This window comes from Prevotella melaninogenica, from assembly GCF_003609775.1.
GTDB lineage: Bacteria > Bacteroidota > Bacteroidia > Bacteroidales > Bacteroidaceae > Prevotella > Prevotella melaninogenica_A.
In genome coordinates this window covers 215040-230190 of the sequence record NZ_AP018050.1, presented here as the reverse complement: position 1 = coordinate 230190, position 15151 = coordinate 215040, and the positions used below count along the sequence as shown (strand labels likewise).

At 41.5% G+C, this 15151-nt stretch carries 8 protein-coding genes; 7 read left to right on the top strand and 1 reads right to left on the bottom strand.

The genetic code is table 11. The annotated features are described in order from the left end of the window. The first annotated feature begins 17 nt into the window (after positions 1-17). From PMEL_RS07865 to PMEL_RS07835, 7 genes are all read left to right on the top strand, one after another. Entirely contained in the window at positions 18-1277 is a 1260-nt protein-coding gene (locus PMEL_RS07865; RefSeq protein ID WP_120174815.1) for a restriction endonuclease subunit S, read from the top strand. Between the two features lie 37 nt (positions 1278-1314). Beyond that, positions 1315-1974: a four helix bundle suffix domain-containing protein gene (locus PMEL_RS07860; protein WP_231999449.1), complete on the top strand. Its 660-nt coding sequence runs from the start codon at positions 1315-1317 to the stop codon at positions 1972-1974. Positions 1975-2107: 133 nt separating this feature from the next. After that, positions 2108-5215: an HsdR family type I site-specific deoxyribonuclease gene (locus PMEL_RS07855; protein ID WP_120174813.1), complete on the top strand. Its 3108-nt coding sequence runs from the start codon at positions 2108-2110 to the stop codon at positions 5213-5215. Positions 5216-5261: 46 nt separating this feature from the next. After that, entirely contained in the window at positions 5262-6560 is a 1299-nt protein-coding gene (locus tag PMEL_RS07850) for a Gfo/Idh/MocA family protein (RefSeq protein WP_120174812.1), read from the top strand. A gap of 326 nt (positions 6561-6886) precedes the next feature. Beyond that, on the top strand, positions 6887-9133 hold the full coding sequence (pflB, locus tag PMEL_RS07845) for a formate C-acetyltransferase (RefSeq protein ID WP_120174811.1): 2247 nt from the start codon (positions 6887-6889) through the stop codon (positions 9131-9133). Beyond that, positions 9120-9902, top strand: coding sequence for a pyruvate formate-lyase-activating protein (gene pflA / locus PMEL_RS07840; RefSeq protein WP_120174810.1), 783 nt, complete (start codon positions 9120-9122; stop codon positions 9900-9902). The genes pflB and pflA overlap by 14 nt, the downstream gene beginning before the upstream one ends. Before the next feature lie 1015 nt (positions 9903-10917). Then, on the top strand, positions 10918-13404 hold the full coding sequence (locus PMEL_RS07835; protein ID WP_120174809.1) for a glycosyl hydrolase family 95 catalytic domain-containing protein: 2487 nt from the start codon (positions 10918-10920) through the stop codon (positions 13402-13404). Between the two features lie 737 nt (positions 13405-14141). On the opposite strand, the gene PMEL_RS07830 is transcribed toward PMEL_RS07835, so the two are convergent. Next, the gene (locus tag PMEL_RS07830) at positions 14142-15050 is read right to left on the bottom strand and encodes a leucine-rich repeat domain-containing protein (protein WP_120174808.1); all 909 of its coding nucleotides are present in this window, start codon (positions 15048-15050) and stop codon (positions 14142-14144) included. Positions 15051-15151 lie beyond the last annotated feature (101 nt).

Genomic DNA, 15151 nt, shown 5'->3' with positions numbered 1-15151 from the left:
AAAACAACAACAACAAAATGAAGAATAAAGAACAACATATATTCCCGTTTTTAGAGCGACTGCTGGATGGGGCAGAAGTGGAATGGAAGAAGTTAGGGGAGGTGGCTGAAATTTCATCTGGAAATTCTGCACCACAGCATGATGAATTTTTTTTAGGTGGAGAATATCCTTTTTGTAGGACATCTGATGTAGGAAAAGTTCATCATTCTATAAATTTTTATCAAATAAAAGATAAGTTAAATGAGAAAGGTATAAAAGGACTCCGTCTTTTTAAGAAGGAAACTATATTATTACCAAAGAGTGGAGTGTCAACTTTATTGAATCATAGAGTTATGTTATCAATAGACAGCTATGTGTCATCTCATTTAGCAACAATTTACAGGAAAGAGAATAAAGCATTATCAAGATATTTGTTTTATTTCTTGTCACAATTAGATATATGTGATTTAATTCCTGACAAATCTTATCCATCATTAAAAATCTCTCAAATAGCAAATATTCGGATTCCTGTTCCTCCACTCTATGTTCAAGAAGAAATAGTTCGTATTCTTGATAAGTTTACTACGCTGGAAGCGGAACTGGAAGCGGAACTGGACTGCCGCAAGCGGCAGTATGAGTATTATCGTAACCAGTTGTTATCTTTTGATATGTTAAATAGGGGGGGGCAAAGGTTAAATAATGTTTCTATTATGGCGTTGGGAGAAGTTGGTGAGTTTATTCGTGGCAAGCGATTTGTAAAAACAGATATTACTACTCAAGGATGTCCATGTATTCATTATGGTGAGATGTATACTTACTATGGAATATGGGCTAATAAAAGTAAGTCTTTTATCTCGCAAACATTAGTTAATAAAAAGAATTTAAGACAGGCTTTGACGAATGATGTTATTATAGTGGGGGCTGGTGAAACTATCGAAGATTTGGGAGTAGGTACAGCGTGGCTGTCTCAAACTCCGGTGGTGATACATGATGCTTGTTTTATCTTTAGGAGTAGTCTGAATCCAAAGTATGTGGCATATTTTACAAGAACAAATAATTTTCATGACCAGCTAAGACGGCATGTGTCTTCAGGCAAGATTTCTGCTGTTAACGCTAAGGGATTGTCAAAAATAAAAATCCCTGTCCCTCCCCTCTCCGAGCAAGAACGTATAGTTTCAATCCTCGATAAGTTCGACACCTTGGTGAACTCGATATCAGAAGGACTACCAAAGGAAATAGAGCTTCGGAGAAAGCAATATGAGTATTATCGAGAACAGCTACTCTCGTTCAGACATTAAGAGCGTGGACTAAACTAAGAAAAGAAATATAATGCCTATGGAGAATCACAAACCGCAGGTGCTGCGTAGCGGCACAGACTGGAAGACGTTGCACTTCTATCAAAAAGCCGATGCGCTCTACCAAATGACGTTCGTCTTTTGCAAACGCTTCCTGCCAACCTATGGCGACCGCACTGTTGACCAAATGATTCAGGCGGCACGCTCGGGAAAACAAAACATTGTGGAGGGAAAGGAAGACGGTATGACCTCAACGGAAATGGAACTGAAGTTGCTCAACGTGGCACGTAGTAGCTTGCAGGAACTTCGACAAGACTATGAGGACTATCTCCATACCCGTGGGCTAACGGTTTGGCAAACCGCCCATCCACGCTACAATGCCCTCTTGACGTTCTGTCGAGAGCATAACAACTATGCCGACTATGCCCCTTTCGTAAGTAAATGGACGGCTGAGGAGTTTTGCAATACTGCACTTTCACTGTGCCATATCACGGATAGGATGATGTGCAACTACCTCGATTACCTGCAAAAGCGTTTCGTGACAGAAGGAGGTATCAAGGAACGAATGTATGCCGCCCGTACTGGCTATCGAAAGGAGCAAGACCGTATGATGCAAGCCCTCAAGGAGGAGAATGTAGCCTTGAAAGCTGAGGTGGCAAGGCTCAAAAGGCTGCTGGAAGATAAAAGCAAGGATGGGTAGGGGGCTTCTTAGCTGTTCTAATGATTCTAGGTATCCTAGCTGCCCTAGTAATCCTAGTTGTCCTAGTAATCCTAGACTCCCTAGGCTCTCTAGCTATCCTATCCTCCCTCTAAAATAAAAACCAATCAAAACAATGACCCAATACAACACTATCGCTGAACTGCAGAACTTCATAGTTCTTGACAGTTACACAAAGAACTTTCTGATTAACGAGCCGCCTGCTGGCTATCAAAGTGAGGCTGCTCTCGAACACGAGTTGATTAAGGATTTGCAGGGACAGGGATATGAATATCTCCCTAACCTTGTTACCCCAGAAGCATTGTTGGCAAACGTTAGGAAGCAACTACAAACGCTTAATAACGTTGCCTTTACTGATGCTGAATGGAAGCGTTTCCTTGAGGAATATTTAGATAAGTCCAGCGATAACATCGTTGACAAAACACGAAAGGTTCAAGACGATTATATCTATGACTTTGTCTTTGATGATGGTCATATCCAAAACATCTATTTGGTAGACAAGCAGAATGTTGCTCGCAATAAGGTACAGGTAATAAATCAGTTTGAACAGGCAGGAACACAAGCTAATCGATATGATGTAACCATCTTGGTCAATGGCTTACCAATGGTACACGTTGAACTGAAGAAACGTGGTGTGGCTATCCGTGAAGCATTTAATCAGGTGCATCGATATAGTAAGGAAAGCTTTAATAGTGAGAGTTCGCTGTATAAGTACTTGCAAATCTTTGTTATTTCTAACGGAACAGATACACGCTACTTTGCCAATACTACGAAACGAAACAAAAATAGTTTCGACTTTACAATGAATTGGGCCAAGTCTGATAATACATTGATAAAGGACTTAAAAGACTTCACGGCAACCTTCTTCCAAAAGAATACGCTGCTGCAGGTGTTGCTGACCTATTCTGTCTTTGATACCAGTGACAACTTACTGATTATGCGACCCTATCAGATTGCAGCAACAGAACGACTGATATGGAAAGTAAAAAGCTCTTATCAGGCAAAGCAATGGAGTAAACCAGAAGGAGGAGGATATATCTGGCATACGACAGGTTCGGGTAAGACATTGACCAGTTTTAAGGCTGCTCGCCTCGCCACACAGTTAGACTTCATTGATAAAGTGTTCTTTGTGGTTGACCGTAAGGACTTGGATTACCAAACGATGAAAGAATATCAGCGTTTCTCTCCTGATAGTGTGAACGGTTCGGACAGTACTGCGGGACTAAAGCGAAACATTGACAAGGACGATAATAAGATTATCGTAACGACAATTCAGAAACTGAATAACTTGATGAAGAGTGAGGCTGCCTTGTCAGTCTACGAACAGCAGGTTGTCTTTATCTTTGATGAATGTCACCGTTCGCAGTTTGGTGAAGCACAAAAGAATCTTCATAAAAAGTTTAAGCGATATTATCAGTTTGGCTTTACGGGTACGCCTATCTTCCCTGAAAACGCTTTGGGAGCAGATACAACAGCCAGCGTGTTTGGGCGTGAACTTCATTCGTATGTTATTACGGATGCCATCCGAGATGAGAAAGTACTGAAGTTTAAGGTGGATTATAATGATGTTCGTCCACAATTCAAATCCTTAGAGACTGAAACTGACGAAATCAAGTTGACGGCAGCAGAGAATAAAAGACTCTTGCTCCATCCTGATCGCATTAAAGAAGTCTCTCAATATATCTTGAAGAACTTCAAATTAAAGACGCATAGAAACCAAGGAGGACAGAAAGGTTTTAATGCGATGTTTGCTGTGAATAGTGTGGAGGCAGCTAAACTCTATTATGAGGAACTCAATAACTTGCAAAAGGATGATGAGAAAAAGCTGAAGATAGCCACGATATTCTCGTATGCGGCTAATGAAGAGCAGAATGCTGTTGGTGATATTCAAGACGAAAGCTTTGAACCATCAGCAATGGATAGTAGTGCAAAAGAGTTTCTGGCAAAAGCAATCAACGATTACAATGCAATGTTCAGAACAAGCTTTGGCGTAGATAGTAAGGAGTTCCAAAACTACTATCGTGACTTGGCAAAGCGAGTGAAGAATCAAGATATTGACCTCGTTATTGTGGTAGGAATGTTCCTCACAGGTTTTGATGCACCAATGCTTAACACCCTGTTTGTAGATAAGAACCTCCGCTATCACGGTCTGATGCAGGCTTTCTCACGTACCAATCGTATCTATGATGCTACGAAGACATTCGGTAATATTGTTACATTCCGTGACTTGGAACAAGCAACAGTAGATGCAATCACACTGTTTGGTGATAAGAATACAAAGAATGTAGTGCTTGAGAAGAGTTATGAGGAATATCTTAAAGGCTTCACAGATATTGCAACGGGTGATGCGCGCAAAGGCTATATAGACATTGTAAAGGAACTGAAAGCACAGTTCCCACAGCCTGATGAGATTGTGACAGAGGCAGATAAGAAAGCTTTTGTTAAGATTTTCGGTGAGTACTTGAAGGTTGAAAATATCCTGCAAAACTATGATGAGTTTACGAATCTCAAAGAGTTACAGACGATTGATAAGAATAATCCAGATGAGCTTGCTGCTTTTAGAGACTCACACTTCTTGACAGATGAGGACGTAACAGAAATGTTGAAGACTGATGTCTTGCAAGACCGCGCAGTACAAGACTATCGTTCAACTTACAACGATATCCGTGATTGGTTTAGAAGAGAAAAAGAAGGGAAAGCTCCTGAGGAGTCAAAGATAGACTGGGATGATGTTGTATTTGAGATAGATCTGCTTAAATCACAGGAAATCGACCTTGATTATATTCTTGAACTCGTGTTTGAACATAATAAGAAAACAAAGGATAAAGAGTCGCTGGTTGATGAGGTGCGTCGAATTATTAGGTCGAGCATTGGTAATAGAGCCAAAGAGGGGCTTATTGTAGACTTTATTCATGAAACAGATTTAGAGCCTATTCAAGATAAGTCTGGTATAATTTCTGCTTTCTTTGTGTATGCGCAAAAGAAACAAAAGGAGGAGGCTGCAGATTTAATCGTTGAAGAGAAACTGAACGAAGAAGCTGCGAAACGTTATATACAAACGTCGTTGAAGCATGAATATGCCAGTGATAATGGTACCGACTTGAATGCTATCCTTCCTAAGATGAGTCCTCTCAATCCGCAGTATCTTACGAAGAAACAAAGTGTCTTCCAAAAGATATCGGCCTTCATAGAGAAGTTTAAGGGTATTGGTGGTAAGCTATAATCACTCATTTTTTGTATATTTGCACAGTAATATAAGCACAATAGCAATGGAAATGATGTCGGCGGTGTGTCCGTTAGAAACTTTTGTGCCAGCTCGGGTAGCTGGTCAGCATGATGTCTTATCGTTGGCTCTCCCACCAATGCCACTGTTGAAGGTGGCTTTTGTGGGTGTGGGAGCACGTGGACGGATGGCAGTGACACGCTGGTGTCATATTCCTAAGGTTGAGATAGCTGCGGTTTGTGATGTGTCAAAGGAAGTGGCAGAGGAGGTTGCACGGCACGTTGAGCAGTTTGGGAAGCCGTGTCCTAAGGTCTATTGGGGTGAAACGGCTTATCTTGAACTATGCCAACAGCAGGGGATTAACCTTGTCTATGTCTGTACCGATTGGATGTCACACGTGCCAATCGCTATTCATGCAATGGAGCAGGGTAGGAGTGTGGCGGTGGAAGTACCTGCAGCACTCACCTTAAAGGATATTTGGAAGCTGATAGACACGGCTGAACGGACACGACAGCACTGTATGATGCTTGAGAATGCAGTGTATGATAACTTCGAGATGGCAGTGTGTCAGATGGCACGTGAGGGTTTGCTCGGAGAACTTGTACACGTGGAAGGTGGTTATGCACATCCTATTGGCGACCGTTGGACGGCTTGGCGCATGGAGTATAGTCGTCTTAACGCAGGTGATATTTACCCGACGCACAGCATTGGTCCTGTCTGTCGATTGCTTGATATTCATCGTACTGATTGCATGCACTATCTTACAGCTATGCAAACCAATGCTTTTAAGGGTGCGGAGATGTATCAAGAGGTGATGGGGAAGGCGTGTGATAGCTTTGCTAATGGCGACCAAACGTCTACGATGATACGTACCGTGAAGGGGAAGACGATGCTCATTCAGCATAATGTTATGACCCCTCGCCCATATAGTCGTATGTTTCAAGTGGTGGGAACACAGGGTTATGCAGCTAAATATCCTATCCCAGAAATGCAATTAAGTTCCAAGGCAGCAGCCAAAGTGGGGCTTGACTTGGAGGATAGTAACCAGCCATTGAACGCCTCTCAAATAGAGTCACTGCTCAATCATTATGCTCCTTCTTTTCCGTCCGAGACAATCGCCTTAGCGAAAAAGCTTGATGCACGTGGCGGAATGTCATACTTCATGGACTTACGGCTCGCCCAATGCTTGCAACAAGGTTTGCCATTGGACATGGATGTGTACGACTTAGCAGAGTGGTGTTGCATTGCTGAGCTCTCCAAACGCTCTATTGAGCATGGCTCAATGCCAGTGATGATTCCCGACTTCGTAAATCGTAGGTCTTCAGTTGATACGGAAAGTATTTAGTGGCAATGGCTATTCTCGTCGGGTAGAATGCTAAGTGTGCGTTCCCCTCTTGGTGTTGAGGCTTCATACTTACCATTCTACTTTTATTGTTTAGTCTTATCAACAATCAAATTTCATACCTATAAGTTTGGAATATTTGCAAGAGTAGATTTCTTCTCACTATTTATAGGTATTTATATTCATCTTTTAAATATAAGTATATCTAAATACTTGATATTACGTTTTTTTTAGCTAACTTTGTCCTCGGTAATTAGTAATGCTCAATCAGTATAACAATTTACAAGCATATTAATTAAAACGTTTCACATAATAACAAATAAACAGTCATGAAAAAAGCATGGAGAGGATTTACTGGAACCAAGTGGCTTGATGAAGTCAATATGCGTCAGTTTATCCAAGATAATTATGATAGTTATGATGGTGATGCTTCCTTCCTTGAGGAGCCAACAGAAGCAACAGACAAACTTTGGGGTATGCTCAAAGAACTGCAGAAGCAGGAGCGTGCTAAGGGTGGTGTCTTAGACATGGAAACCGAGATAGTATCCAGTATGACTGCCTATGGTCCTGGCTATATCGGCGAAGGAACAAAGGAACTGGAGAAGGTTGTAGGTTTGCAGACAGACAAGCCTTTGAAGCGTGCCTTTATGCCTTATGGAGGTATTAAGATGGCAGAGCAGGCTTGTACAACATACGGTTATGAGCCATCAGAAAAGCTTCATGAGATTTTTACGAAGTATTGTAAGACACACAACGAGGGTGTCTTCGATGCTTATACTGACGAGATGAAACTCGTTAGACACAATCATATCCTTACAGGTCTTCCTGATACCTACGGTCGTGGTCGTATCGTGGGTGACTATCGTCGTGTAGCACTTTATGGTGTAGACTTCCTCATTAATGAAAAAGCAAAGGACCTCCGCAACTGTGGTGATGGTACAATGACAGAGGAGATTATCCGCCAGCGTGAGGAAATCTCTATGCAGATCAAGGCTTTGAAGGAGATGAAGGAAATGGCAGCCATCTACGGCTATGACATTTCTGAGCCAGCTAACAACGCACGTGAGGCTGTACAGTGGCTTTACTTTGGTTATCTGTCAGCTATTAAGACACAGAACGGAGCTGCGATGTCAGTTGGTCGTATCTCAACTTTCCTCGATATCTATATTCAGCGTGACTTCAAGGAAGGTACACTTACTGAGGCAGAGGCACAGGAACTTATCGACCACTTGGTAATGAAGTTCCGTATGGTTAAGTTTGCACGTATCCCTTCATACAATCAGCTCTTCTCTGGTGACCCAGTATGGGCAACGCTTGAAGTAGCGGGATTGGGTATGGATGGCCGTTCAATGGTAACAAAGACCGACTTCCGTTTCCTCCATACACTTGAGAACATGGGTCCTTCACCAGAACCTAACCTCACAGTACTCTATAGCTCACGTCTTCCAAAGCACTTCAAGGATTATGCAGCGAAGATTTCTATCTCTACAAGTTCTATTCAGTATGAGAATGATGACGTGATGCGACCAATCTGGGGCGATGATTATTCAATCTGCTGCTGCGTATCTGCAACACAGACGGGTAAGGAGATGCAGTTCTTTGGTGCACGTGCAAACCTCGCTAAATGTCTTACCTACGCAATCAGCGGTGGTGTTGACAGCAAGACACGTGAGCAGTGTGGACCTGCTTATCGTCCAATAGAGGGTGATGTCGTAACATACGATGAGTTCATGCCTCGCTTCGTGGATATGATGGAGTGGTTGGCAGGTGTGTATGTAAACACATTGAACCTCATTCACTATATGCACGATAAGTACTTCTATGAGGCTGCAGAGCTTGCACTCATTGATACTGACGTACGTCGTACTTTCGCAACAGGTATCGCTGGTTTCAGCCATGTGGTTGACTCTATCTCTGCAATCAAGTATGCAAAGGTTAATATCATACGTGATGAGACAGGCTTCCCTATCGAGTTCAAGACCGAGGGCGACTTCCCACGTTATGGTAACGACGATGATCGTGCTGATGATATCGCTGTATGGTTGTTGAAGACCTTCATGAATATGATTCGCAAGCACCATACCTATCGCAATTCAGAGCCTACAACAAGTATCCTTACCATCACTTCAAACGTTGTATATGGTAAGTTTACAGGTAATATGCCTGATGGTCGTCCTGCTGGTGCACCGCTTGCTCCTGGTGCAAATCCATCTTACGGAGCAGAGCAGAATGGTTTGTTGGCTTCGTTGAACTCAACAGCTAAGCTTCCATACGAGTATGCGCTTGATGGTATCTCTAATACACAGACTATTAGTCCAGATGCACTTGGTCACAATGACGAGGAGCGTATCAGTACACTCGTAGGTGTAATGGATGGTTACTTCGATCGTGGTGCACACCACTTGAACGTGAATGTCTTTGGTGTAGATAAGCTGATTGACTGTATGGAACATCCAGAGAAGGAAGAGTATGCAAACTTCACCATCCGTGTGAGCGGTTACGCTGTGAAGTTTATTGACCTTACACGCGAGCAGCAGATGGATGTTATTGCACGTCGTGCACATGGTTCAATGTAAAGTGAATAATCAACATAACAATTTATTGGATTCTCCGACTTCCGAACTGATGCTACGGGTACACTCTGTAGAGTCGTTCGGGTCGGTTGATGGGCCTGGTATTCGTTTCGTAATCTTCCTTAAAGGTTGTGCAATGCGATGCCAGTACTGTCATAATCCAGACACATGGGACAGGGCGGGGGGTAACCTCCGCTCTGTTGATGATGTCTTGGCACAAGCCCAACGTTATCGAAGTTATTGGGGAGAGAAAGGCGGTATCACCGTGAGTGGGGGTGAGGCTTTGTTGCAAATACAACCTCTTACGGAACTGTTCCGTAAAGCTAAGGAATTAGGAATCAATACCTGCCTTGATACTTCAGCCCAACCTTTCAATCGGGAGTCGAGTAGCTTCTCTGCTTTTGAGGAGTTAATGAAATATACTGATTTAGTATTGTTGGACATAAAGCATATTGATAGTGATGCCCATAAGCAATTGACTGGTTGGAAGAACGAGAATATCCTCGACTGTGCTCGCTATCTCTCTGACATCGGGAAACCTGTATGGATAAGACATGTCTTGATTCCTGGCATTAATGATGATGATGAATCTCTCTATAAACTTCGTGCTTTCATAGATACTTTAAGCAATGTTGAGCGAGTGGAGATTCTGCCTTATCATTCGTTAGGTGTCTATAAATGGGAACAGTTAGGTATTCCTTACGCACTCACAGATGTAGAATCGCCTACGGAGGAAAGTGTTCTTCATGCGCGTAAGATACTGACAGAGTGATAAGGGTTTATTCAAAGACCACAATTCACGGGTATAAGGTTTAACAGTAGACTTTAGATAGCAAATGTGTTTGAAAGTTTATAGACGTGTTTAAGACTGACCTTATGTAATGTAGAACATAGAAAAGGGGCTGTGTCAAATGACATAACCCCTTTTCTATTTATTCATAAACAGGCGTAAATCGTTCTTTCTTTGTGTAAATACCCAAGACATACCGACTTACAGTCGCTCCTAACTTCTCAATTACATGAATTATGGTTCTTCCGTTAAATGGATAGATATATCCCATTAGGTATATATAAAAGGGATAAACTACAAGATATAATGTAGAAAAAGCAAATTTAAATATGTCTATTCATTAGCATATCTTTCTGTCTTCTACAAACAGTTTATTCTCTTATCAATTGACATTTGTAAACTATTTTCGTGTAACTCAAAACCAATACATGCTCTTTTGGCTTCTAAAAGACGCCTAATAGACTTGCAAAAGATGCTCTTTTGGAGTGTTACTAACGCCCTTTTGAAGTCCAATTAAGCACCTTTTCTTCTACGACTTTATAACTAATTGATTTTCTGTTAGTTGTAAACTTGCTTTTTATACGTGTTTTTGTCTTTATTTATAGATATTATATTCGAAATTATGTAATGATTTTTCAGAGTCTTATCTACATTTTGAAGTGTTAAAATGAAAAAAAGATGGCTACGTTGGAGAGTGATAATAGAATAGACAATTGACAGTCTTGACAATATTTTTATTTAATGAATAACCTCGGTTTTACCGTTAAAGCTATACGAAAAGCATCCACGCATTTAACGGAAGAACTGGAATTAATCCTCCAAAGCAGTGAGAATGTCGGATTTTATTTGTACTTTTGCCATTGTCTGTTGCTTAATTCAAGGCTTTCTTCCAACACTAAGTAAAGTGAATTTCGTGGCAAGACAAAATCCTGAACAGCTTTTATTGCTCAGATACATATTATTACTTAAATTAAATCATTGCGGAATTAAGATTATAATGAAAAGATTATTTCATTTAGCAATCATGTTTAGCGTTGCACTCTCTGCAAATGCTACTGACGTAAAAGATGGGCTTACCATCTGGTTTGATAGGCCTACTACGCTGGCAAACAAGGCTATTTGGTGGGGAAACACTCCTGAAATGTGGAAAGGTGAGAACAAGCCTATATCAGCTGGCGATACTGCTCAGAATCCAGATGCTGAATGGGAGTCTCAATCTCTCCCGCTTGGAAATGGTAGCTTAGGTGCCAATATTATGGGTTCTATAGAGGCTGAGCGAATCACATTCAATGAGAAAACCTTGTGGCGTGGCGGTCCAAATACGTCAGATGGTGCCGATGCTTATTGGAATGTGAACAAGCAGTCGGCACATTATCTGAATGAAATCCGTCAAGCATTCATCGAGGGTGACGAAAAGAAGGCTGCGTTACTGACACGCAAGAACTTTAATAGTACTGTTCCTTATGAATCTTGGAAGGAAAACCCTTTCCGCTTTGGTAATTTCACCACTATGGGTGAGTTTTATATAGAGACAGGGTTGAGTTCTATCGGTATGAGCGAGTATAAGCGTGCACTTTCTTTGGATTCGGCGTTGGCAACGGTACAGTTTAAGAAGGATGGAGTGAGATATGAGCGTAACTATTTCATCTCCTACCCGAATAATGTCATGGTTGTACGTTTCAAGGCAGACCAACCGGGCAAGCAGAACTTAGTCTTTAGCTATGAATCAAACCCAGTATCGACTGGTAAGATGGAAGCAGATGGAAGCAATGGTTTGGTGTTCAAGGCACATCTTGACAATAACCAAATGGAGTATGTAGTCCGCATCCAAGCTCTGAATCAAGGTGGTACCATCAGTAATGACAATGGAAAGCTGAGTATCAATGGTGCTAACGAAGTTGTTTTCTTGATTACAGCGGACACAGATTATAAGGTTAACTTCGCTCCAGACTTTAAGAACCCTCGAGCATACGTCGGTGTGAATCCATCAGAGACAACTGCTGCATGGATGAATAAGGCTGTGGCAGAAGGTTACGATGCTTTATTTCAAGCACATTACAAGGATTATGCCTCTTTGTTCAACCGCGTTTCATTGACACTGAATGATGGACAAAAAACTCAAGACATTCCAACCCCACAGCGTTTGATAAACTATCGCAAAGGTAAGGAAGATTATTACTTAGAGGAACTATACTACCAGTTTGGCCGCTATCTGCTGATTGCCAGCTCACGACCTGGCAACCTACCAGCCAACCTGCAAGGTATCTGGCACAATAATGTAGACGGACCATGGCGAGTAGACTATCACAACAATATCAACATACAGATGAACTATTGGCCAGCAGGCTCTACAAACTTATCAGAATGTACGCTTCCGCTGATAGATTTCATCCGTACGTTAGTCAAACCGGGTGAGAAGACAGCGAAAGCTTATTTCGGTGCAAGAGGTTGGACAGCTTCTATCTCTGGAAACATCTTCGGATTCACTGCACCATTGGAGAGTGAAGATATGTCATGGAACTTCAATCCTATGGCTGGTCCGTGGCTTGCTACTCATGTGTGGGAATACTACGACTATACACGAGATAAGAAGTTCTTGAAAGAGGTGGGATATGACCTCATCAAGAGTAGTGCTATTTTTGCCGTTGATTATCTATGGAAGAAGCCAGATGGTACTTATACAGCAGCACCTTCAACCTCGCCAGAGCATGGACCGATAGATGAAGGTACGACCTTCGTACATGCGGTAATCCGTGAAATCTTGATGAATGCTATAGATGCTTCGAAAGTCTTGAATGTAGATAAAAAGGAGCGTAAGCAATGGGAAGAAGTGTTGAGAAAAATCGCACCCTACAAGGTAGGACGCTATGGTCAGTTGTTGGAATGGTCGAAGGACATTGACGATCCAAACGATCAGCATCGCCATGTGAACCACTTGTTTGGCTTACATCCTGGACATACTGTTTCACCTATCACAACGCCAGCATTGGCAGAGGCATCAAAGGTGGTTCTGAATCATCGTGGTGACGGTGCAACGGGATGGAGTATGGGATGGAAGCTTAACCAGTGGGCACGCCTGCATGATGGAAACCGAGCATATAAACTCTTTGGAAACTTGCTGAAGAATGGTACATTAGATAATCTTTGGGACACTCATCCACCTTTCCAGATTGATGGTAACTTTGGTGGTACAGCTGGTGTAACCGAAATGCTGATACAAAGTCACATGGGCTTTATCCATTTACTGCCAGCATTGCCAGATGCTTGGAAAGATGGAGAAGTGAAGGGCCTTTGTGCCAAGGGTAACTTTGAGTTAGACATCCGCTGGAAGAACGGTAATTTATCTTCCGTTACTATTCTTTCAAAAGATGGTGGCAGCTGTGAGTTAAGATACAAAGATGACAAGTTTGTATTGAAGACAGTCAAGAGTAAGACCTATACTTTAAACTATATCAACGGAAAGTTAGTGCCAGTTAATGGTTAAGCATATTACTGTATAAAGAAAGAGGATGTGTCAAAACAGACGCATCCTCTTTTCCTTTTTATACATTTTCTTTGCTCTCTTTTTCATTCAACCCAATAGGTCATTAGACCACAATACTTACATTCTTACGATAGTATTGTTTCCTAACATCTTTTATTTGGTTTTGCGTTAAATACGTAGATGCCTCACCCTCCAACACCGCAGCCCTTTCATTTCAACACTTACGAAAGCATAAATAAGGCCCTGAAAAATCCTTACATATTTTCGAATATAATATCTATAAATAAAGACAAAAACTGGTGTAAAAAGCAAGTTTACAACTAACAGAAAATCAATTAGTTATAAAGTCGTACAAGAAAAGGTGCTTAATTGGACTTCAAAAGGGCGTTAGTAACACTCCAAAAGGGCATCTATTGCAAGCCTATTAGGCGTCTTTTAGAAGCCAAAAGAGCATGTATTGGTTTTGAGTTGTGTGAAAATAGTTTACAAATATCGATTAATAAGGGAATAAGCAGTTTGTAGAAAGCAGAAAGACATGCTAATGGATAAACATCTTTTTATTTGCCTTTTTTGCATTATTTCTTGTAGTTTATCCTTTTATATATAGCTAATGGGTTAAAGTTCAAAAGTAGTCTTATAATAAAAACAGTCATATCTCAGTAGATGATACCGTGATATGACTGTATTCTATAAATATTTTAGAGCCTTAGCTCCTATCTTTTACTGCAGATAAAAGCTTAACGTACTACATGCTTAATTACCTTGCCATTAGACAGTTTGATGATATTCAGACCCTTTACAGGACGGCTGATACGCTGACCTGCTGCGTTGTAGCGTGCCACCTCAACGGCATCAGCTGATGATGAAAGAGAAGAAATAGCCGTTGTAGTTGGCTCCTCACCCACAAAGGTAACCTCTTCTGGAAGGTCCAACTGCTCCTCATAGTCTTCCACCAGTGACTCTGGTACAAATACCTTTTCAATGTTTGGACAGTCTGCAAAAGGCTCGTTGTCGAAGTCTGGTACTTTTGAAGAAGTGAAACGAATCGTCTTTAGATTAGAACACTTGTTAAAAGACTTGTCATTGAGGTGATTGAGCGTAGAAGGGAAATTAACCTCTGTCAGTGCTGTGCTGGTGAAGGCATAGCTTCCAACCTCTTCCAGATTCTCTGGAAGCGTACATTCCTTCAGAGCCTTGCAGTTGCTAAAAGCATACAGTTCAATTTTCTTAGCTGTCTTAGGCAACTTTACACTGGTAAGTTTTGTGCAGTTATAGAACATATAAAAACCTACCACGTTATCTTCTGCATTATTATAATACTTTGTAGACAACCCTCTTTTTACCTTATAATAGTTAGCACCACCCGCAACAATGTTCGCATCTGACAAGTCGAGTGTTGCAAGCTGACCATCTGTTGACATTCCATCAACATCACGACCTGCCATCTCTCTGAGAAACAGCACGTCAGTACCATTGATAGGACCAGAAACTGTCAGCGAAGTCAGACTATTCTTCTCTGCTGTAGTGATGTGCTTAGAAAGCTCACCTGCCTTGGTTAATGTCACCGTCTTCTGTGCGAATGAAGCTGAGCAGATTAATGTCAGTGCTATGATAAGCACATTTTTCCTGAATGTAAATAATTGCATAATTGTTTTTTTTAAATAATTGATTGATAATTTACTTTTGATTTTATATATGACCCGCCTGACAAGCGGTTAGCCCGAACAAGTCCTGACGGGTCTTATTT